17 protein-coding genes are annotated in these 20745 nt (G+C 59.6%); 6 read left to right on the top strand and 11 right to left on the bottom strand.

Going from position 1 to position 20745, the window contains the following annotated elements:
* Nucleotides 1-66 precede the first annotated feature (66 nt).
* The 9 genes from F8N44_RS21045 to bioB form a co-directional block, all read right to left on the bottom strand.
* Entirely contained in the window at nucleotides 67-1863 is a 1797-nt protein-coding gene (locus tag F8N44_RS21045; protein WP_150651661.1) for an acyl-CoA dehydrogenase C-terminal domain-containing protein, read from the bottom strand.
* Between the two features lie 90 nt (nucleotides 1864-1953).
* Complete coding sequence (locus tag F8N44_RS21050; protein WP_095122567.1) at nucleotides 1954-3243, bottom strand: GGDEF domain-containing protein; 1290 nt, start codon at nucleotides 3241-3243, stop codon at nucleotides 1954-1956.
* A 191-nt stretch (nucleotides 3244-3434) separates the two neighbouring features.
* A complete protein-coding gene (locus F8N44_RS21055) occupies nucleotides 3435-5240 on the bottom strand; it encodes a phenylacyl-CoA dehydrogenase (RefSeq protein WP_150651662.1) in 1806 nt (601 codons plus the stop codon).
* Nucleotides 5241-5515: 275 nt separating this feature from the next.
* Nucleotides 5516-5812 carry a pyrroloquinoline quinone biosynthesis protein PqqE gene (locus F8N44_RS21060; protein ID WP_095137438.1) on the bottom strand — a complete coding sequence of 99 codons (297 nt, stop codon included), beginning with the start codon at nucleotides 5810-5812 and terminating at the stop codon, nucleotides 5516-5518.
* A 107-nt stretch (nucleotides 5813-5919) separates the two neighbouring features.
* Nucleotides 5920-6600, bottom strand: a complete 681-nt coding sequence (gene bioD, locus F8N44_RS21065; RefSeq protein ID WP_150651663.1) for a dethiobiotin synthase — start codon at nucleotides 6598-6600, stop codon at nucleotides 5920-5922.
* Nucleotides 6597-7406, bottom strand: coding sequence for a malonyl-ACP O-methyltransferase BioC (gene bioC, locus F8N44_RS21070; protein ID WP_150651664.1), 810 nt, complete (start codon nucleotides 7404-7406; stop codon nucleotides 6597-6599). The genes bioD and bioC overlap by 4 nt, the downstream gene beginning before the upstream one ends.
* Nucleotides 7399-8130 carry an alpha/beta fold hydrolase gene (locus F8N44_RS21075; RefSeq protein WP_150651665.1) on the bottom strand — a complete coding sequence of 244 codons (732 nt, stop codon included), beginning with the start codon at nucleotides 8128-8130 and terminating at the stop codon, nucleotides 7399-7401. The genes bioC and F8N44_RS21075 overlap by 8 nt, the downstream gene beginning before the upstream one ends.
* Nucleotides 8123-9301, bottom strand: a complete 1179-nt coding sequence (gene bioF / locus F8N44_RS21080; protein ID WP_150651666.1) for an 8-amino-7-oxononanoate synthase — start codon at nucleotides 9299-9301, stop codon at nucleotides 8123-8125. Before bioF ends, F8N44_RS21075 begins: the two co-directional genes overlap by 8 nt.
* A gap of 170 nt (nucleotides 9302-9471) precedes the next feature.
* On the bottom strand, nucleotides 9472-10527 hold the full coding sequence (gene bioB, locus F8N44_RS21085; RefSeq protein ID WP_150651667.1) for a biotin synthase BioB: 1056 nt from the start codon (nucleotides 10525-10527) through the stop codon (nucleotides 9472-9474).
* A gap of 91 nt (nucleotides 10528-10618) precedes the next feature.
* Here bioB and F8N44_RS21090 point away from each other — a divergent pair, with 91 nt between their 5' ends.
* The 5 genes from F8N44_RS21090 (at nucleotide 10619) to rarD (ending at nucleotide 16511) form a co-directional block, all read left to right on the top strand.
* Entirely contained in the window at nucleotides 10619-11353 is a 735-nt protein-coding gene (locus F8N44_RS21090) for a ComF family protein (RefSeq protein ID WP_150651668.1), read from the top strand.
* 187 nt (nucleotides 11354-11540) lie between these two features.
* Entirely contained in the window at nucleotides 11541-12305 is a 765-nt protein-coding gene (locus tag F8N44_RS21100; RefSeq protein WP_150651670.1) for a TOBE domain-containing protein, read from the top strand.
* Between the two features lie 70 nt (nucleotides 12306-12375).
* Nucleotides 12376-14277: a PhoX family protein gene (locus tag F8N44_RS21105; RefSeq protein WP_093429938.1), complete on the top strand. Its 1902-nt coding sequence runs from the start codon at nucleotides 12376-12378 to the stop codon at nucleotides 14275-14277.
* 166 nt (nucleotides 14278-14443) lie between these two features.
* On the top strand, nucleotides 14444-15418 hold the full coding sequence (locus F8N44_RS21110; RefSeq protein WP_016983182.1) for a serine/threonine protein kinase: 975 nt from the start codon (nucleotides 14444-14446) through the stop codon (nucleotides 15416-15418).
* 205 nt (nucleotides 15419-15623) lie between these two features.
* Nucleotides 15624-16511, top strand: a complete 888-nt coding sequence (gene rarD / locus F8N44_RS21115; RefSeq protein ID WP_150651671.1) for an EamA family transporter RarD — start codon at nucleotides 15624-15626, stop codon at nucleotides 16509-16511.
* 223 nt (nucleotides 16512-16734) lie between these two features.
* Here the strand turns inward: rarD and F8N44_RS21120 are convergent, their stop codons facing one another.
* Complete coding sequence (locus tag F8N44_RS21120) at nucleotides 16735-17253, bottom strand: glycine cleavage system protein R (protein ID WP_007910018.1); 519 nt, start codon at nucleotides 17251-17253, stop codon at nucleotides 16735-16737.
* A gap of 453 nt (nucleotides 17254-17706) precedes the next feature.
* On the opposite strand from F8N44_RS21120, the gene F8N44_RS21125 reads away from it, so the two are divergent.
* Nucleotides 17707-19884, top strand: a complete 2178-nt coding sequence (locus F8N44_RS21125; RefSeq protein WP_150651672.1) for a malate synthase G — start codon at nucleotides 17707-17709, stop codon at nucleotides 19882-19884.
* A gap of 392 nt (nucleotides 19885-20276) precedes the next feature.
* On the opposite strand, the gene F8N44_RS21130 is transcribed toward F8N44_RS21125, so the two are convergent.
* The gene (locus F8N44_RS21130; protein ID WP_077574803.1) at nucleotides 20277-20723 is read right to left on the bottom strand and encodes a response regulator; all 447 of its coding nucleotides are present in this window, start codon (nucleotides 20721-20723) and stop codon (nucleotides 20277-20279) included.
* Nucleotides 20724-20745 lie beyond the last annotated feature (22 nt).

The following is a 20745-nucleotide window of genomic DNA, read 5'->3' on the forward strand; positions in this document are numbered from 1 at the left end:
ATCGCAGCCCCGCCAACCCCAAATTCCCTGTAGGAGCTGCCGAAGGCTGCGATCTTTTGATCTTCCTTAAAGCGCAAACACCTCCGCCGGCAACTTCATCAAACACTCACTCCCCGCCTCAATCGCCGCTCGATGCGCCGCCGTACGCGGCAACAAACGCTTGAAGTAAAACTCGCACGTCGCCAACTTCCCGCGCAGGTAATCCGCCTCACCCTCGCCCGCCTCCAGTTGCGCCTGCGCCACCAATGCCATACGCAACCACAGATAGCCGAGGATGATGTAACCGCTGTACATCAGATAATCCACCGACGCCGCGCCCACTTCATCCGGGTTCTTCATCGCCGCCATGCCGACCTTCATGGTCAGGTCGCCCCACTGCTGGTTCAACTCATTGAGTTGCGCAACGAAACTGCCCAGTTGCGGATGCCCGGCGTTGGCTGCGCAGAATTTGTGGACGATTTTGGTGAAACCACGCAGCAACTTACCCTGACTGCCCAGCACCTTACGGCCCAGCAGATCCAGCGCCTGAATGCCGTTGGTGCCTTCGTAGATCGGTGCAATCCGACAGTCGCGAACCAATTGCTCCATGCCCCACTCGCGAATAAACCCGTGGCCGCCAAATATCTGCATGCCGAGGTTGGTCACTTCCAGCCCGCTGTCGGTCATGAACGCTTTGCAGATCGGCGTGAGGAACGCCAGCAGGTCTTCAGCCTCCTGACGCGCCTCGGCATCGCTGTTCAGGTGCGCGGTATCGAGCAGTTGCGCGGTGAAATAGGTCAGCGCGCGGTTGCCCTCGTTGAAGGCTTTCATGGTCAGCAACATGCGCCGCACGTCGGGGTGGACGATGATCGGATCGGCGGCTTTGTCCGGTGCTTTGGCGCCGGTCAACGAGCGCATCTGCAAACGGTCGTTGGCGTATTTGATCGCGCCCTGGAAACTCGCCTCGCCCAGACACAGACCCTGCATGCCTGTGCCGAGCCGTGCGTGGTTCATCATGGTGAACATGCAGTTCAGGCCCTTGTTCGGTTCGCCGATCAAGAAGCCCTTGGCACCATCGAAGTTGAGCACGCAAGTGGCCGACGCCTTGATGCCCATCTTGTGTTCGATCGAACCGCAGGATACGCCGTTGCGCTCGTCCGCTTCGCCTGCTGAATCCGGCAAGAACTTCGGCACGATAAACAGCGAAATCCCTTTGGTTCCGGCCGGCGCGTCCGGCAGTTTGGCCAACACCAGATGGATGATGTTATCGCTCATGTCGTGTTCGCCGGCAGAGATGAAAATCTTGCTGCCGGTGACCGCGTAGCTACCGTCGGCCTGAGGCACGGCGCGGGTCTTGATAATGCCCAGGTCGGTGCCGCAGTGGGCTTCGGTCAGGCACATGGTGCCGGTCCATTGCCCGGCGGTGAGTTTGCTCAGGTAAGTTTCTTTTTGTTCCGCAGTGCCGTGGGCATGGATTGCCGACATCGCGCCATGAGTCAGGCCCGGGTACATGCCCCACGAGGTGTTGCTGGAGCCGACCATTTCGCTGATCACCAATCCCAGCGAACTCGGCAAGCCCTGGCCGCCGTAAACCGGATCTGCGGCCAGACCGTGCCAGCCGCCCTCGACGTATTGTGCGAAGGCTTGCTTGAAGCCTGTAGGCGTTGTCACCACACCGTTGTCGAAATGGCAGCCTTCTTCGTCACCGCTGCGATTGAGCGGCGCGAGGACGTTTTCGCAGAACTTCGCGCCCTCTTCGAGGATCGCGTTGATCATGTCCGGGCTGGCGTCGTGCGCACCGAGAGTGGCGTAATTGGCGTGGAAGTCGAAGACGTGGTCGATCAGAAAGCGCATGTCGCGCAGGGGAGCTTTGTATTCAGGCATGGTGGCTTCTCCGTCAGCAGATTTCCTCAACCTACTGCCGGCCACCACACCAAACAATCATTGTGCAGACGCTGAATGCGCCGTCATCACTCAACCTGCGGCCGTGTCCATGCGCACCGCACCGCGACGATTTTGTCCGTATGCCATCACGCAGTTACGCCCCGCACCTTTTGCAGCATAGAGCGCCTCGTCGGCAGACTTCAGCACTTGTTCCGGGTTGCGTTGTTCCACTCGCTCGGCGACGCCAATGCTTACCGTCACCGAAACGCTGGAAGCACCGGAACCGGCCCGGCGCTGACGACCTTGCTGGTCATCCTGCGGACGGTTTTCCTGATTGCGCAGTTGAATGCTGTAGGAAGCAATAGACTCGCGGATCACCTCAAGATGCGGCATGCACTCTTCAAGGGTTTTGCCGGCGAAAACCAGGGCGAATTCCTCACCACCGTAGCGATACGCCCTACCGCCACCGCTGATTTTCGACAGCTTGCTAGCGACCAGGCGCAACACTTGGTCACCAACATCGTGGCCATGGGTGTCGTTGAATTTCTTGAAGTGATCGACGTCGCTCATCGCCAGCACGTAGTTGCGGCCGAGGCGCTGCATGCGTTCGTTGAGGGCGCGGCGGCCCGGCAGACCGGTGAGTTCGTCACGGAAGGCCATTTGATAAGCCTCGTGCGCAACGGCAGCGGCGATCATCAACATCACCTGGCTGCACATGATGTTGAGGGTAAACGGCAGGATGAAGGTTTTCGGCAGCATCCAGAACACGCCGAGCAAGCCGACCAGTTGCGCCGCGTGCAGCGGGCGCGGATTGCGCCAGTATTGCCAGGCGAGCAACAGGAATGCCGAGATAAACACCGGATAGGACAGCTGGATCAGGCTCATCCAGGCGCCGTGCAGCGCCGGCCAGCGGATTTCCGACAGCCAGATCAGCAAAGCCTGGGGATAACTTTGCTCCAGGCCCAACGCCACACTGCCAAAGGCCAGCAACACGGCGAACCGCGCGACCATGTCCTGGAACAGATGTGTCCGTTCCTGCCAGGCGGCGAACAAGCCGAATAACAACGGCAGCAATAAACAGACGAGGTGGAACACCACGGCAGCGTCTTCGCGCACCTTGCCGTTGTCGCGGTAATAGTCGGTCTGGGTGTCGAGCAAAAAGTAGGCGATGTACACCGTGAGCATCAGAAACAGTTCGCGCTGACGGCGGTAAACCGCGCAATAAGCGCCACCCAACAACAACACCAACGTCGGCAGCACGTTGAACAGCGACGTGAAGAACACACTGAGGTCTTTGACGTACGCAGCCGCCAACCCCGCGAGTAACAACAGCAGTGAAGGTAGGAAATGGCTGAAACGTACAGCGGAAGAACGCGGCAAGGGTAAGCTCCGACCCGTCATAGCAAAGAGATGGCATTGTGCCTGCAAAGTGCAGCCAAGCCCACACAATGTGATCCAGATCACACACTGTCTCTTTAACGGCCGGAAGCCCGACTATCTGAGCGATTCGCCAACAAAAAAACCGCTGCCCCCTAACGGGAGCAGCGGTTTTCATGAGACGGCGCTAGAGCTTAGTAGCCCAGTGCAAAGTCTTCTTCTTTCATGTCCATCAGGTTGTTGGCGCCCGACAGCATAGTGGCCACGTGCGTGCGGGTACGCGGCAGGATACGCTGGAAGTAGAAACGCGCGGTTTGCAGCTTGGCGGTATAGAACGCCGCGTCGCCGCTGCCTTCTGCCAGCTTTTCAGCAGCCAGACGCGCCATGTCGGCCCAGAAGTAAGCCAGGCAGGCATAACCGGAGTACATCAGGTAGTCCACGGAGGCCGCACCGACTTCTTCGCGATCTTTCATGGCAGCCATACCGACCTTCATGGTCAGCTCGCCCCATTCCTTGTTCAGTGCAGCCAGCGGCGTGACGAACTCTTGAACCGCTTCGTTGCCTTCGTTGTTCTGGCAGAACTTGTGGACGATCTTGGTGAAGCCTTTCAGAGCTTCGCCTTGAGTCATCAGCACTTTACGGCCCAGCAGGTCGAGTGCCTGAATACCGGTGGTGCCTTCGTACAGCATCGAAATGCGGCTGTCGCGAACGTTCTGCTCCATGCCCCACTCGGCGATGAAGCCGTGGCCGCCGTAGATCTGTACGCCGTGGTTAGCGGATTCGAAACCGACTTCGGTCATGAACGCTTTAGCGATCGGGGTCATGAAGGCCAACAGTGCGTCGGCTTTCTTCTTCTCTTCTTCATCGACGCCGTATTTGACGATGTCGACCTGTTTGGCGGTGAAGTACACCATCGCGCGGTTGCCTTCGGCGAAAGCCTTCATGGTCAACAGCATGCGACGTACGTCAGGGTGCACGATGATCGGGTCAGCAGCTTTTTCCGGCGCTTTCGGGCCAGTCAGCGAGCGCATTTGCAGACGATCGCGAGCGTATTTCAAGCCGCCCTGGAAACCGATTTCGGCGTGGGCCAGACCTTGCAGTGCGGTGCCCAGACGTGCGGTGTTCATAAAGGTGAACATGCAGTTCAGGCCTTTGTTCGCCGGGCCGATCAGGAAACCGGTGGCGCCGTCGAAGTTCATCACGCAGGTGGCGTTGCCGTGGATACCCATCTTGTGTTCCAGCGAACCGCAGCTCACTGCGTTGCGCTCACCGACGGTGCCATCAGCGTTCGGCATGAACTTTGGAACGATGAACAACGAGATGCCTTTGGTGCCAGCCGGTGCGTCCGGCAGGCGGGCCAGCACGATGTGGACGATGTTGTCGGCCATGTCGTGTTCACCGGCCGAGATGAAGATCTTGGTGCCGGAGACTTTGTAAGAACCATCAGCTTGAGGTTCGGCCTTGGTGCGCAGCATGCCCAGGTCGGTGCCGCAGTGCGGCTCGGTCAGGCACATGGTGCCGGTCCATTCGCCGGAAACCAGTTTGGTCAGATAGGCTTCTTGCTGCTCTGGGGTGCCGTGCTCGGAGATGGTGTTCATCGCGCCGTGCGACAGGCCTGGGTACATGCCCCACGACCAGTTGGCTTCGCCAACCATCTCGCTCACTGCCAGACCGAGCGACTCCGGCAGGCCTTGGCCACCGTGCTCAACGTCGTGCGCCAGGCTTGGCCAGCCGCCTTCAACGAATTGCTTGTAAGCCTCTTTGAAGCCCGTCGGGGTTTTCACGCCGGACTCGCTCCAGGTGCAACCTTCGAGGTCGCCCACGCGGTTCAGCGGTGCCAGTACCTGCTCACAAAACTTGGCGCCTTCTTCGAGGATGGCGTCAACCATGTCCGGAGTTGCGTCTGCGCAAGCCGGAAGGCTCTGATAATGCGCTTCGTAGCCGAGCAGTTCGTCACGAACGAAGCGAATATCACGCAAGGGGGCCTTGTAGTCAGGCATAGCGATAAACCTCTGCTGATGTAACCGGGAATGAACGACCGTGTTGATTTGTTGTGACGGTCAAACAGTTGTTTGAAACATACGTTTACGCCGAATTCTTGTCAAGCATCGTTCTTTTGCCGTTCGTCCCCGCATCTTTCAAACAGCGGACGCAGCAAACCGCCGTAGACTCGAACGAGCCACGGACGCTGAAAAAAGATTAGTTGAGGGAGAGGGACTTACAACGAAAAACGCCGCGACAAGGCGCGGCGTTCAAGATGCAGATTGCGAAAAGATCAGGCAAACGTATCGATGATGGTACCGAGCATTTCATCGGACGCCTTGGCGACCTTCACGCCCAGCTCTGCCTGGATCTTGCCCTGAGACATCTCGACCATATTGCTGGCCAGATCCGATTGCTGGGCACGATCCACACCGCGTAGACGGTCAACCTGCACTTCGGAAGACTGGCTGGTCACCGAACGTTCAATCGTATTATTGGCAATCTGGCTGGCCGCCTGATCGACGCGGTTCTGCCCGCTCTGAATCGAGCTCAGGCCTGCATAAAAAGCTGTGTTACCGGAGATTTCCATAACAGTTCTCATCCTTGGGAAGGATCAATGGCGCCATTGAACCAGAGGCGTCAGAAAAACACCCGTCAAAAACACTAATGGCACAGTGCCTGTTCATAGGCAAAAGCTTAGTCGAGCAAATCCAGCTGCAGATGAGCCGCCACCGCTTCCGCACTCAACGCCTTGAGTTTCGGCACCCGACCCAAACAGGGTGCCGGGATCCGCTCAGCCAATGTCGCCAGATTCTCCTCCAGCCGCGACGTCTTCGGATCGATGATGTTCGCCACCCACCCTGCCAATTGAAGCCCATCGCGAGCAATCGCCTCGGCCGTCAACAAGGCATGACTGATGCACCCCAGCCGCACGCCCACCACCAGAATCACCGGCAACTTCAGCGCAATCGCCAGATCCGACAAATTATCCTGATCCGCCAACGGCACCCGCCAGCCACCCGCGCCTTCGATCAGAGTGAAATCGGCATTCATCGCCAGAATCTCGCGCATCGGCGCCAGCAGCGATTGCACGGTCAACGCGACACCCGCTTCACGCGCCGCCAGATGCGGTGCGATAGCCGGCTCGAACGCCACAGGATTGACCTGTTGATAACTCAGCGGCAACGAACACTCGGCCAACAGCGCCAACGCGTCGGCATTGCGCAATCCCTTCGGCGTCACTTCGCACCCGGACGCCACCGGTTTCCCCGCCGCTGTGCTCAGCCCGGCCGATCGCGCTGCATGCAGCAACCCTGCGGCAACCGTGGTCTTGCCGACATCAGTGTCCGTTCCGGTGATGAAATAGGCTGCGCTCATACGGGTTTCTCCAACACGGCGTAGACCACCTGATAAGTCGCCGGCAATCCCGACGCCTCACGGAATTGCTCGTAAGCTTCGACCAGCCCGAGAATCCGCGCCCGCCCGGTCAAACCGCCCGGCCGCCCTGGATTCAGATTGTGCGCACCCAAGGCTTTCAATTCATGGGTGAGACTGCGCACATCCGGGTAGTGCAACACGTGAGGCTGATTCTCCAGACTCAACGTGCGCAAGCCACTGGCCGCAGACAATTGCTCATAACGGGAGAACTCGCGGAAGCGGTTGACGTGCACCAGCCCATCGACCTGCCGCCAGCTATCACGCAATTCAAACAACGTCCCTGCACAAAGACTAGCAAACGCAAAAATCCCACCCGGTTTCAATACACGAAAGGCTTCGCTGAGCACCGCCTCGAAGTCTGCACACCACTGCACGGCGAGGCTGGAGAAAATCAGATCGCAGGTTGAATCCTGCAACGGCAGACGCTCCGCATCGCCGGCAATGAAATGCTCGGCACCGCCCAACGGTCGCGCGTGATCGAGCATGCCCTCGGCGATATCCAGCGCCAGACCGTGTTCCTCGGTAAACCGCGAAGCCAGCGCGCGAGTGAAATAACCCGTGCCACAGCCCAGATCCAGCCAACGCGCCGGTACAAATTCCTGCGGCAACCGCTGCAGCAATTGTGTACCGACATCACGTTGCAACTCGGCGACGCTGTCGTAACTGGCCGCCGCACGAGAGAAAGAGGCCGCGACCTGACGCTTGTCAGGCAAGCCGCCGGGCAGCACAAGAGACAAATCAGTCATCACCGCACTCGTGTAGAAAAGCCTGGATAGCACCCGCCAGTCCGTGGGGGTCTTCCAGAAGAAACGCATGACAGGCCTGTTCGATCAGACCTATTTCAATATCCTGCAACAGCGCGAACAACGCCCCCGCCGCTTCCGCCGGGACCAGAGCGTCCTGTCCGGCGAACAGATGAAATTGCGGACCACGAAACGCCTGCAATGCTTCACGGGTGTCCAGTTGCGCGAGCAGTTCCAGTCCCGCCATCAACACAGCGGGCGCCGTCTGCGGCGCGCCGCCGAGCATCAGCCGCGACAATCCGCGCGGATCTTGTGCGCCTTGAGCACAAAGCAGCGAGAAGCGTTTGAGAGTTGTGCGCGGATCGGCCTGGCAACCAGCGAGAAACGCGTCGAACGTCTCGCCGGGCATCGCACTCGGCCATTGCTCATGGGCAACAAAAGAAGGATTGCTCGCCAGCGTCAGCAAACCGCAGCAATGTTCACCCCGCCGTGCCGCCAATTCGGACGCAAGCATCCCGCCCAGCGACCAGCCACCGAGCCACACGTCGTGGGGAATACGTTCATCGAGTTCGTCGAGCCAGTCTTGCGGATCGCTGGAATCCAATTGCGGCAGCGGCTCGATTTCCACTTTCAGATGTTCGTCGAGCCCCTGCAACGCCGCAGCCAGAGGCTCCATCGGCGACACACCGAGGCCCCAGCCGGGCAGCAGAATCAGGCGATCACGCATGGCTTGGCTCCGACAACAGTTGGGCAAAGCAATCGGCCAGTCCCTCTAACAATAGCTGCACCTGCGCCTCGCTGTGCGCGGCGGTCAGGGTCACGCGCAAGCGAGCGCTGCCGGCGGGCACAGTTGGCGGGCGGATCGCGGTGACCATCAAACCGCGCTCGCGCAACATCTGCGACAACCGCACCGCGCGCCCGGCATCGCCAATCATGATCGGCTGGATCGGCGTGAAGCTGTCCATCAGTTCCAGGCCAATCTGCCCGGCGCCATGGCGGAACTGACGGATCAGCGTTTGCAGATGCTCTCGACGCCAATGTTCAGTGCGTAGCAGCTGCAGACTTTTCAGCGTCGCGCAGGCCAGCGCTGGTGGTTGGCTGGTGGTGTAAATGTACGGGCGGGCAAACTGGATCAGGCTTTCGATCAGCTCTTCGCTGCCAGCGACAAATGCCCCCGCCGTGCCGAACGCTTTGCCGAGGGTGCCGACCAATACCGGCACATCCTCCTGACTCAAACCGAAGTGCTCGACGATGCCCCCACCGTTGGCACCCAGCGGCCCGAAACCGTGAGCGTCATCGACCATCAACCACGCACCTTTGGCCTTGGCTTCACGGGCGAGTGCCGGCAAGTCGGCAAGGTCGCCGTCCATGCTGAACACACCGTCGGTGACTACCAATGTGTTGCCGGTGGCTTTCTCCAGGCGTTTGGCCAGACTCACCGGGTCGTTGTGCAGATAGCGATTGAAACGCGCGCCGGACAACAGACCGGCATCCAGCAACGAGGCGTGATTGAGGCGATCTTCCAGCACGGTGTCGCCCTGCCCGACCAGCGCGGTGACGGCGCCAAGGTTGGCCATGTAGCCGGTGGTGAACAGCAGCGCACGCGGACGGCCGGTGAGATCGGCCAGCGCTTCTTCCAGTGCGTGATGCGGGCCGCTGTGGCCGATCACCAGATGCGAGGCACCGCCTCCAACGCCCCAGCGTTCAGCACCGGCGCGCCAGGCTTCGATGACCTGTGGGTGATTGGCCAGGCCGAGGTAATCGTTGTTACAGAAGGCGAGCAACGGCTTGCCGTCGACCACCACTTGCGGCCCCTGCGGGGACTCGAGCAGCGGTCGCTGGCGATAGAGGTTTTCGGCACGACGGGCAGCAAGGCGTGCGGCGAGATCGAAAGACATGCAGGCCTCGGTGAGATCACAAATATCGAAGTGGATGCGATCCTTGTGGGAGCGAGCTTGCTCGCGAAGAGGCCTTCACATCCGACATCAATGTCGACTGAAATACCGCTTTCGCGAGCAAGCTCGCTCCCACAGGGGTTTTGCATTCCTTCAGAGGAATCCGTGCAGGTTTAAACCGCAGCGTTGTAGAACTGCTCGCTGCTCTTCTGCTCAACCAATGCCTGCTCGATCGCGGCCTGATGCACCTCGTCGGAATGCTCTTCACGGGCTTCCGGCTGGATGCCCAGACGCGCAAACAACTGCATGTCCTTGTCCGCCTGCGGGTTGGCCGTGGTCAGCAGTTTGTCGCCGTAGAAAATCGAGTTGGCGCCGGCAAAGAATGCGAGAGCCTGCATCTGCTCGTTCATCGCTTCGCGGCCAGCGGACAGGCGCACGTGGGATTGCGGCATGAGGATCCGCGCAACGGCGAGCATACGGATGAAGTCGAACGGGTCGACGTCTTCGGCGTTTTCCAAAGGCGTACCGGCGACCTTCACCAGCATGTTGATCGGCACCGATTCCGGATGCTCCGGCAGGTTGGCCAACTGGATCAGCAGATTGGCGCGGTCATCCAGCGACTCGCCCATGCCAAGAATCCCACCCGAGCAAATCTTCATCCCCGACTCACGCACGTAAGCCAGCGTCTGCAGGCGCTCGCTGTAAGTGCGGGTGGTGATGATGCTGCCGTAAAACTCAGGCGAAGTGTCGAGGTTGTGGTTGTAGTAATCGAGCCCGGCCTTGGCCAGCGCTTCGGTCTGTTCCTGATCGAGACGACCGAGGGTCATGCAGGTTTCCAGGCCCATGGCTTTCACGCCTTCGACCATTTTCAGCACGTACGGCATGTCTTTGGCCGACGGATGTTTCCACGCCGCACCCATGCAGAAACGCGTCGAGCCGATAGCCTTGGCGCGGGCAGCCTCTTCGAGGACTTTCTGCACTTCCATCAGCTTTTCTTTTTCAAGACCGGTGTTGTAGTGACCGGACTGCGGGCAGTACTTGCAGTCTTCCGGACAGGCGCCGGTCTTGATCGACAGCAGGGTCGAGACCTGCACGCGGTTGGCGTTGAAATGTGCGCGGTGCACCGTTTGCGCCTGGAACAGCAAGTCGTTGAATGGCTGTACGAAGAGTGCTTTGACTTCGGCCAGAGACCAGTCGTGACGCAGGGTGGCGGTAGTGCTCGCGCTCATGGGTAATTCCTTGGTTATGCTTGGCTGGCGGCTGCGGGAACGGAATACCCACAGGCGCGACACGGATGTTCGGCATATTTAAGGAAGAGTCATGCGCTGTCAACCACGATACGAAGGACAGGTTTACATCTGTTTAAATAATATACAAATCTGCTTGCTTTGCGATGAGCCTGCAGAAGCAGAAATGCCAATCTGCGTGGCCTGTGAAACCGATCTGCCATGGCTCGGCAACCACTGCCAGACCTGCGCCTTGCCACTCCTCGCAGCGGGCCTGACCTGCGGCGAGTGCCTGCTAGAGCCGCCGCCGTTCGAACAGGTGGTGGTGCCGTGGCTGTATGGCTTCCCGGTCGACAGTTTGATTACGCGCTTTAAACACAACGCGAAATGGCCGTTTGGCCACCTGCTCGCCGACGTTCTCGGGCAATACCTGCAACATCGCTTCGATGAGGGTTTGCCAAGGCCTGATGTGTTGTTGCCGGTGCCACTGGCGCGTAAACGCCTGCGCCAACGGGGATTCAACCAGGCGGCGATGTTGGCGCGCTGGTTGAGTCAGGCGCTGGATCTGCCGTGCGAAGAACAGGTTCTGCGGCGAGTCAAGGAGACCGACGCACAGCAGGATCTCGACGCCAAGGCGCGTAAACGCAATCTGCGTAATGCTTTCAACCTCATGCCGGAAGCGCAGATAAAAGACCGACATTTGGCGTTGGTTGATGATGTGCTGACAACTGGCGCTACCGCACAGGCTCTCGCCCGGTTGCTGATAAACGCTGGCGCCGCCCGGGTCGATGTCTATTGTCTGGCCCGCACTCCAAAACCCGGAAACTGAAGCCAACGCAATGTTCATGTGGGAGCGAGCTTGCTCGCGAAGGGGCCAGCACATTCAAAATCAATGTTGACTGACAAGCCGCATTCGCGAGCAAGCTCGCTCCCACAGGGTTCTGCGTCAAGCTTGACTCTCGCGTTGCGAGCGGCCAACTTCCTCCCCAACGCCACAGCGAAAAAGCGCCCTATCCATGTCCATGCCTCCCCTGTTGTCCCAGCACATCGTCCGCCGCCCCCAGCGTATCGCCCTGCTGCAACACATCGCCGAACAAGGCTCGATCACCCGCGCCGCTAAGAGCGCAGGCCTGAGCTACAAAGCGGCGTGGGACGCTATCGATGAGCTGAACAACCTCGCGCAGAAACCGCTGGTCGAACGCGCCGTCGGTGGCAAGGGCGGTGGCGGCGCGAAACTCTCCAGCGAAGGCGAACGCGTTCTGCGCCTGTACCAAAAACTACAGGCCCTGCAGGCGCAGGTGCTGGAAGCAGCGGAAGATGCCAGCGATCTGGATCTGCTCGGCCGCTTGATGCTCAGAACCAGCGCGCGCAATCAGTTGCACGGCAAAGTCGTGGCGATCCAAGCGCAGGGCCGTAATGACCTGATCCGCCTCGAACTGGCCGAAGGGCTGTGCCTAAACGCGCAGATCACCCACGACAGCACCGTGCATCTGGAGCTGCATGCCGGCACCGACGTAGTAGCGCTGATCAAGGCCGGCTGGCTGGAATTGCTCGGACAAGAGCAACCTGCAACGTCTGGTCACAATCTTCTGAAGGGCACCATCGAAGCGATTCTCGACGCCGCGGACGGCCCGAGCGAAGTACGAATTACCCTGCCCAACGGCCATACCCTCTGCGCCTTGGCTGAGCCGCTCGACTTGCGCACTCGCGGGCTGACGGTCGCACAACCGGTGCAGGTGCAGTTTTCCCCGTCCAACGTGCTGATCGGCACGCCGCTGTAATCAGGCGCTGCAACGAAAGCGTCATCGACGCTCATTAAGGTAGCTGCCAAAACCAAGCAGGGAGCCTGATGTGAGCCTATTAGAAGAAAACCAATCCACTGATCTGGAAAAAATGGTCGGCCTCAGCCGTCGCGGTTTCATCGGCGCCGGTGCGCTGTGCGGCGCGGCGATGTTCCTCGGTGGCAGTCTGTTGAGCCGCAGCGCGCTGGCCACCGGCGTAAGCGCCGGCAACAGCCGCCTGCTCGGTTTCGAGAGCATTCCCGCTGCGACCACCGATGTCATCACGCTGCCCAAAGGCTACAAGTCGTCAGTCCTGATCAGTTGGGGTCAGCCGCTGCAGAAAAACGGCCCGGCGTTCGACCCGAGCGGCAACGGCACCGCCGCCGCACAGGAAGTGCAGTTCGGCGACAACAACGACGGCATGAGCCTGTTCGCCTTCCCCGACGACCGCAACCGCGCGCTGATGGCGATCAACAACGAATACACCAACTACCGCTACCTCTACCCGCACGGCGGCATGCCGCAATCGGCCGAAGACGTGCGCAAGGCGCTGGCCTGCGAAGGCGTGTCGGTGATTGAAGTGCAACGCAAAAACGGTCAATGGCAGTTCGTTCAGGGTTCGCGCTACAACCGCCGCATTCACGGCAACTCGCCACTGCGCATCAGCGGCCCGGCGGCCGGTCACGATCTGATGAAAACCGCTGCCGACAAACACGGCAAAAAAGTCCTCGGCACGTTCCAGAACTGCGCCAACGGTAAAACGCCGTGGGGTACCTATCTGACCTGTGAAGAAAACTTCACCGACTGCTTCGGTAGCAGCAACGCCCAACAGCAGTTCGACCCGGCGCAAAAGCGCTATGGCGTCTCGGTCGCCAGCCGCGAAATCAACTGGCACCCGTACGATCCGCGCTTCGACATGGCGAAAAACCCCAACGAACTCAACCGTCACGGCTGGGTGGTCGAGATCGATCCGTTCGATCCGCAATCAACCCCGGTCAAACGCACCGCGCTGGGCCGCTTCAAGCATGAAAACGCCGCACTGGCCGAGACCGACGACGGCCGCGCCGTGGTGTACATGGGCGATGACGAGCGTGGCGAATTCATCTACAAATTCGTCAGCCGCGACCGCATCAACCACCGCAACGCCAAGGCCAACCGCGACATCCTCGACCACGGCACTTTGTACGTGGCGAAATTCGACAACGGCGACAGCAACCCCGATCACCCGAAAGGCCAGGGCCAGTGGATCGAGCTGACTCACGGCAAAAACGGCATCGACGCCAGCAGCGGTTTCGCCGATCAGGCTGAAGTGCTGATCCACGCGCGCCTCGCCGCCAGCGTAGTCGGCGCAACACGCATGGATCGCCCGGAATGGATCGTCGTCAGCCCCAAGGACGGCCAGGTCTATTGCACCCTGACCAACAACGCCAAGCGCGGCGAAGACGGCCAGCCGGTGGGCGGGCCGAACCCGCGTGAGAAGAACGTTTACGGGCAGATTCTGCGCTGGCGCACCGACCGTGACGATCACGCGTCGAAGACGTTTGCCTGGGACCTGTTTGTGGTCGCTGGCAACCCGGGCGTGCATGCCGGGACGCCGAAGGGTGGCTCGAAGAACATCACCCCGCAGAACATGTTCAACAGCCCGGATGGCTTGGGTTTCGACAAGGCTGGGCGTTTGTGGATTCTCACCGATGGTGATTCGAGCAATGCCGGGGACTTTGCCGGGATGGGCAACAACCAGATGCTCTGTGCCGATCCGAAGACCGGTGAGATTCGCCGGTTCATGGTCGGGCCGATTGGCTGTGAAGTCACTGGGATCAGCTTCTCGCCGGATCAGAAAACCCTGTTTGTCGGGATTCAGCATCCGGGGGAAAACGGTGGGTCGACCTTCCCTGAGCATCTGCCGAATGGCAAGCCGCGGTCTTCGGTGATGGCGATTACCCGTGAGGATGGTGGAATCGTCGGCGCCTGACACACCGCCTTCGCGAGCAGGCTCGCTCCCACATTGGGAATGCGATCCCCTGTAGGCCTTCGCCTGCTCGCGATGGTGTCAGCACAGACACCAACCAACTCCCTCGCTGCCATCTGCGCTACCATGCTGGGCCGGACGCGGCAGCCTGCTGCGCGCAGGAGTCAGCATGGCCCACCCGTTTGAAACCCTCACACCCGACCTCGTCCTCGATGCCGTTGAAAGCATCGGCTTTCTCAGTGATGCGCGCATTCTGGCGCTCAACAGCTATGAAAACCGCGTCTATCAGGTCGGCATCGAAGACTCCGAACCGCTGATTGCCAAGTTCTACCGCCCACAGCGCTGGACCAACGAAGCCATCCTCGAAGAACACAAGTTCACCTTCGAACTGGCCGACGTCGAAATCCCGGTGGTGGCGCCGCTGATCCACAACGGCGAAACCCTGCACGAACATGCCGGTTTCCGCTTCACGTTGTTTCCGCGTCGCGGCGGGCGGGCACCGGAACCGGGCAATCTTGACCAGCTGTATCGCCTCGGCCAGTTGCTCGGGCGGATTCACGCGGTCGGCGCGACCAAGCCGTTTGAACACCGTGAAGCCCTCGCCGTACAGAACTTCGGCCACGCCTCGCTGAACACCTTGCTCGAAGGCAATTTCATTCCGAAAAGCCTGCTGCCGGCCTACGAGTCCGTCGCCCGCGACCTGCTTAAACGCGTGGAAGATGCCTACGCCAACACACCGCACCAGAACATCCGCATGCACGGCGATTGCCACCCGGGCAACATGATGTGCCGTGACGAGATGTTCCATATCGTCGACCTCGACGACTGCCGCATGGGCCCTGCGGTGCAGGACATCTGGATGATGCTCGCCGGTGATCGTCAGGAATGCCTGGGGCAGTTGTCGGAATTGATGGATGGCTACAACGAGTTCCACGATTTCGACCCGCGTGAGCTGGCGCTGATCGAACCGCTCCGCGCGCTGCGCCTGATGCATTACAGCGCCTGGCTGGCGCGGCGCTGGGACGACCCGGCGTTCCCGCACAGTTTTCCGTGGTTCGGTACCGAGCGTTATTGGGGCGATCAGGTGTTGGCGTTGCGTGAGCAGCTATCAGCGCTTAACGAAGAACCACTGAAACTCTTCTGACCTAAACCTGAACCCTGTGGGAGCGAGCTTGCTCGCGAAGGCGTCATGTCAGTCAGCATAATGTTGAATGTCAGTCCGTATTCGCGAGCAAGCTCGCTCCCACAGGGGTTGTGTGTTCACACATTTCTGACCAATCAGCTACGGCACTCGCCGACAAATCTCCTTACAATCCCTCCTTTGTTAGCTGCCTAAGCAAGGATTCTGAATGCAAGCCGCCAACCCGCGTCGCGGGTACATTCTGGGCCTGAGTGCCTACATCATCTGGGGCCTGTTCCCGATCTACTTCAAAGCCATCGCCGAGGTTCCGGCGGTCGAGATCATCATCCATCGGGTGCTGTGGTCGGCACTGTTCGGTGCACTGCTGCTGATGGTGTGGAAACACCCGGGCTGGTGGCGCGAACTGCTCGACAACCCCAAACGCCTGGCGATTCTGGCCCTGAGCGGCACGTTGATCGCGGCCAATTGGCTGACCTACGTATGGTCGGTGAACAACGGGCGCATGCTCGAAGCAAGCCTCGGTTACTACATCAACCCCTTGGTAAACGTGCTGTTGGGCATGTTGATTCTCGGCGAACGCTTGCGCCGGATGCAGTGGCTCGCGGTCGGTCTGGCGGCGGTCGGTGTCGCGCAACAGGTGTGGCAGGTCGGCAGTCTGCCGTGGGTTTCGCTGGTGCTGGCGCTGACGTTCGGTTTCTACGGTCTGATCCGCAAGCAGGCGCCAGTCAAGGCGTTGCCGGGTCTGGTAGTGGAAACCTGGATGCTGGTGCCGATCGCGATTGCCTGGCTGCTGTTCAATCAGACCGCGACCAGCGCGCAACCGGAGTTCTGGACCACGTCCCAAGCCTGGTGGCTGGTAGCGGCCGGGCCGGTGACGTTGATCCCACTGGTGTGCTTCAACGCCGCCACGCGCCACTTGCCCTACACCACGATCGGTTTCCTGCAATACCTGGCGCCGACTCTGGTGCTGTTGCAAGCCGTACTGCTGTTCGGCGAGCACTTGTCGTCGAGCACGCTGGTCGCGTTTATCTTCATCTGGGCCGGTCTGGCCGTTTACAGCGTCGATGCGGTGATCAGTTTGCGTCGGCGTAGCTGATCAAAAAACGAACAAACCCTCACAGGCCACGGTTCTCGTGGCCTGCACCGTTCCTTCCAAAGGTTATCCACAGCGTGATCCCCGCCGTTTGTGCGCAAGTCACTGAATGTTGGCGGTTTTTTGATCAACTCCAGCTAAGCCACAGCGGGCGCGGCGTTGACGACAGTCTCTACAGGTTATCCACAGGCAGGTGCACGTTTAAACTGGATAACCTGATCGGCGCTTAAACGTCTGTGCGTAACACCAGTTCCACCATCAGATCATCGGCCAGGGTTTCAAGACGCGACTGCAAGACGTCGAGCGACAAGGTCAGCGGCACCGCGAGAATCGCCTCGGCGTGAAACAACGGCTCACTGCTCATCGGTGCCGGACGCACTTCCGTCACCAGCCGCTCAAGGTTGACGCCCTGCTCGCTCAACAGCCGGGTGATGTCGCGGACGATGCCGGGCCGATCATTGCCCACCAACTCCATGGCGATCGGTTTCCACGTGCAGGACTGCTCGATTCCGCTTTCGGCAATCAGCACGCGAATGCCGTGCGTCGACAATGCTTGTAGGGAATCGACTAATTCGTCGTAAGCCTCCGCCGGCACGCCCACCCGAAGAATCCCGGCGAACTGCCCGGCCATCCGCGACATGCGGCTTTCCAGCCAGTTACCGCCGTGTTCGGCAATGCATTGGGCGATGCGCTCGACCTGCCCGGGCTTGTCCGGGGCGAAAACGGTGAGTACGAGATGGTCCATGGCGCAGCCCTCTTGTCATGACTTTTGTTGTAGAAGGGCAAGTATAGGCAAGGGATGGTCAGCCGCCTCAGACGCCCGAAACGACAAATCGTGTACAACTTTTTATATTTAACTGGAACAATCCAATAGTTTTTTGAGAACATCCCGTTCCGCGATGTGACCGCAATGCGACATGAGGTCGCAGAACGACGTAATTAGTCTGATTTTCACAAGCGCAACTCATCATGTAGTATGCCGCAGCGCGCACTACATAACGCCGGATCGATGTCTGCCCAAGGCCTGTTCGCAACCCTGAAAGCCCCGTCAGCAAGGCCCCAAGCCGTTGATTGGTCCCAGCCCAGCCGCCCGCAATGGCATGTACTGGTCGGCAGGTTTGTGGTTTAAATGGCCAGAGGCTTCATTGTCAAATTGAAGAGCTGAAAAGCGAAATAGCTGAGCAGAGTGAGGCAAGCAATGACTGAACACGTTCAAGTCGGTGGCCTGCAGGTCGCCAAAGTCCTGTTCGACTTCGTGAACAACGAAGCCATTCCCGGTACCGGCCTCACCGCCGACAAATTCTGGGAAGGTGCCGACAAGGTCATTCATGACCTGGCGCCGAAGAACAAAGCCCTACTCGCCAAACGCGATGACTTCCAGGCTCGTATCGATGCCTGGCACCAGCAACGCAACGGTCAGGCGCACGACGCCGTGGCCTATAAAGCCTTCCTGCAAGAAATCGGTTATCTGCTGCCAGAAGCGGCTGATTTCCAGGCAACGACGCAAAACGTCGATGATGAAATCGCCCGTACCGCCGGCCCGCAACTTGTTGTGCCGGTGATGAACGCCCGCTTCGCTCTCAATGCCTCGAACGCCCGCTGGGGTTCGCTGTATGACGCCCTCTACGGCACCGACGCGATCAGCGAAGAAGGTGGCGCGGAAAAAGGCAAAGGCTACAACAAGGTGCGTGGCGACAAAGTCATCGCCTTCGCTCGTGCGTTCCTCGATGAAGCTGCGCCATTGGCGGCTGGCTCTCACGTTGACTCGACCGGCTACAAAATCGCTGACGGCAAACTGCTGGTCACCCTCAAGGGCGGCAGCAACACTGGCCTGCGTGATGACGCTCAGCTGATCGGTTTCCAGGGCGACGCCAACGCGCCAATCGCCATCCTGCTGAAACACAATGGTCTGCACTTCGAAATCCAGGTCGATGCCACCACTCCGGTTGGCCAGACCGACGCTGCCGGCGTCAAAGACATCCTGATGGAAGCGGCGCTGACCACCATCATGGACTGCGAAGACTCCGTGGCGGCTGTTGATGCCGACGACAAAGTGGTGATCTACCGCAACTGGCTCGGCCTGATGAAGGGCGACCTGGCGGAATCCGTGTCCAAGGGTGGCCAGACCTTCACCCGCACCATGAACCCGGATCGCACCTACACCGCGCCAAATGGCGGTGAAGTGACGTTGCACGGTCGTTCGCTGTTGTTTGTGCGCAACGTTGGCCACCTGATGACCATCGACGCGATCCTCGACAAAGACGGCAACGAAGTTCCGGAAGGCATCCTCGACGGTCTGGTCACTTGCCTCGCGGCGATGCACAACCTCAACGGCAACACCTCGCGCCGCAACACTCGCACCGGTTCGGTCTACATCGTAAAACCGAAGATGCACGGCCCGGAAGAAGCGGCGTTCACCAACGAGCTGTTCGGTCGCATCGAAGACGTGCTGGGCCTTACGCGCAACACTTTGAAAGTCGGGATCATGGACGAGGAGCGCCGCACCACGGTCAACCTCAAGGCCTGCATCAAGGCAGCCAGCGAGCGCGTGGTGTTCATCAACACCGGTTTCCTCGACCGCACCGGCGACGAAATCCACACCTCCATGGAAGCCGGCCCGGTGGTACGCAAGGCCGACATGAAGGCTGAGAAGTGGATCGGCGCTTACGAAAACTGGAACGTCGATATCGGTCTGAGCACCGGCCTGCAAGGTCGTGCGCAAATCGGTAAAGGCATGTGGGCGATGCCGGATCTGATGGCGGCGATGCTTGAGCAGAAAATCGCTCACCCATTGGCCGGTGCCAACACCGCTTGGGTTCCATCGCCGACCGCCGCTGCACTGCACGCGCTGCACTACCACAAGGTCGACGTGTTCGCCCGTCAGGCCGAACTGGCCAAACGTGCCCGCGCTTCGGTGGACGACATCCTGACCATCCCGCTGGCGGTCAACCCGAACTGGACGCCAGAGCAGATCAAGAACGAACTGGACAACAATTCCCAGGGCATTCTCGGTTACGTGGTGCGTTGGATCGACCAGGGCGTGGGTTGCTCGAAAGTACCGGACATCAATGATGTCGGCCTGATGGAAGACCGTGCCACGCTGCGTATCTCCAGCCAGCACATCGCCAACTGGCTGCGCCACGGCGTGGTCACCGAAGCGCAAGTGATGGAAAGCCTCAAGCGCATGGCGCCGGTGGTGGACCGTCAAAACGCCAACGACCCGCTGTACCGTCCGCTGGCCCCGGATTTCGACAGCAACATCGCCTTCCAGGCGGCGGTAGAACTGGTGATCGAGGGCACCAAGCAGCCGAATGGCTACACCGAGCCGGTGCTGCACCGTCGTCGTCGCGAGTTCAAGGCTGCCAACGGCCTGTAAATTTGCGCTGATGTGAAAAAGCCCTGGTCAAGAGATCAGGGCTTTTTTGTTTGTGCGCTGGGATTGGGTTTTGTAGCCGGTTTGAGATCCATCCCCCTCACCCCAGCCCTCTCCCCCAAGGGGTAGAGGGGGAAAGGGAGCAGATCTGTATGCTTTTCAAAATCTGAGCTCGGCTCAGGAATTGCCAAGGGTAGAGGGGAAAGGGAGCCGATCTGTGTGCTTTTCAAAATCTGAGCTCGGATCAGGAATTGCCAAAGGGTGAGGGGGAAGGGAGCCGATCTTTTTGCTTTTCAAAACCGGAGTTCGACTTAGGAATTTCAAGTCGGTGGACCTTGCACATCCACCTCGGTCAGTCCCCTCTCCCCTTGGGAGAGGGTTAGGGTGAGGGGCTCTTAGGGTTCGATACCCAATTCATGTTTCACCAACGCCAACAACTTGCCCGTATCAATCGGCTTGAGCAGAAAATCCACCACGCTCAAATGCATCGCCGCAATCGCGTCTTTCACATCAGCATCACCCGAAACAATGATGATCGGCATCGCTGCCCGCACCGATTCGCGCACCTGCCGAATCAGCTCAAGCCCACCGACATGGCCCATGCGCAGATCGGTGATGACCAGCCCGATCGAAGGCTTTTCTTCAAGCATCTTCAGCGCCGTTTCACCACTGGCTGCGGTCATGCAGCGAATGCCGTCCAACGCGAGAATCTCCGACAACAGCTCCCGGGCGTCCTTGTCGTCATCAACGATCAATACACGCTGAGGTGGCAGGTCAGGTTCGAGCATCACTGCACTGAGCGCTTCTCGCTCGGCATCGCTCAAAATATCGTGGTCGGACATGGCGTTCTCTAAGTATTCAAAA

Origin of the sequence: Pseudomonas fluorescens (genome assembly GCF_902497745.1) — a bacterium.
Taxonomy (GTDB): domain Bacteria; phylum Pseudomonadota; class Gammaproteobacteria; order Pseudomonadales; family Pseudomonadaceae; genus Aquipseudomonas; species Aquipseudomonas fluorescens_BM.

Excerpts from the sequence above, each read along its gene's own strand:
- F8N44_RS21045 (WP_150651661.1), bottom strand. The coding sequence starts at position 1,863 with ATGCCTGAATACAAAGCTCCCCTGCGCGACATGCGCTTTCTGATCGAC.
- F8N44_RS21055 (WP_150651662.1), bottom strand. The coding sequence starts at position 5,240 with ATGCCTGACTACAAGGCCCCCTTGCGTGATATTCGCTTCGTTCGTGAC.
- F8N44_RS21060 (WP_095137438.1), bottom strand. The coding sequence starts at position 5,812 with ATGGAAATCTCCGGTAACACAGCTTTTTATGCAGGCCTGAGCTCGATT.
- bioD (WP_150651663.1), bottom strand. The coding sequence starts at position 6,600 with ATGAGCGCAGCCTATTTCATCACCGGAACGGACACTGATGTCGGCAAG.
- bioC (WP_150651664.1), bottom strand. The coding sequence starts at position 7,406 with ATGACTGATTTGTCTCTTGTGCTGCCCGGCGGCTTGCCTGACAAGCGT.
- F8N44_RS21075 (WP_150651665.1), bottom strand. The coding sequence starts at position 8,130 with ATGCGTGATCGCCTGATTCTGCTGCCCGGCTGGGGCCTCGGTGTGTCG.
- bioF (WP_150651666.1), bottom strand. The coding sequence starts at position 9,301 with ATGTCTTTCGATCTCGCCGCACGCCTTGCTGCCCGTCGTGCCGAAAAC.
- bioB (WP_150651667.1), bottom strand. The coding sequence starts at position 10,527 with ATGAGCGCGAGCACTACCGCCACCCTGCGTCACGACTGGTCTCTGGCC.
- F8N44_RS21090 (WP_150651668.1), top strand. The coding sequence starts at position 10,619 with ATGCGCTGTCAACCACGATACGAAGGACAGGTTTACATCTGTTTAAAT.
- F8N44_RS21100 (WP_150651670.1), top strand. The coding sequence starts at position 11,541 with ATGTCCATGCCTCCCCTGTTGTCCCAGCACATCGTCCGCCGCCCCCAG.
- F8N44_RS21110 (WP_016983182.1), top strand. The coding sequence starts at position 14,444 with ATGGCCCACCCGTTTGAAACCCTCACACCCGACCTCGTCCTCGATGCC.
- rarD (WP_150651671.1), top strand. The coding sequence starts at position 15,624 with ATGCAAGCCGCCAACCCGCGTCGCGGGTACATTCTGGGCCTGAGTGCC.
- F8N44_RS21120 (WP_007910018.1), bottom strand. The coding sequence starts at position 17,253 with ATGGACCATCTCGTACTCACCGTTTTCGCCCCGGACAAGCCCGGGCAG.
- F8N44_RS21125 (WP_150651672.1), top strand. The coding sequence starts at position 17,707 with ATGACTGAACACGTTCAAGTCGGTGGCCTGCAGGTCGCCAAAGTCCTG.
- F8N44_RS21130 (WP_077574803.1), bottom strand. The coding sequence starts at position 20,723 with ATGTCCGACCACGATATTTTGAGCGATGCCGAGCGAGAAGCGCTCAGT.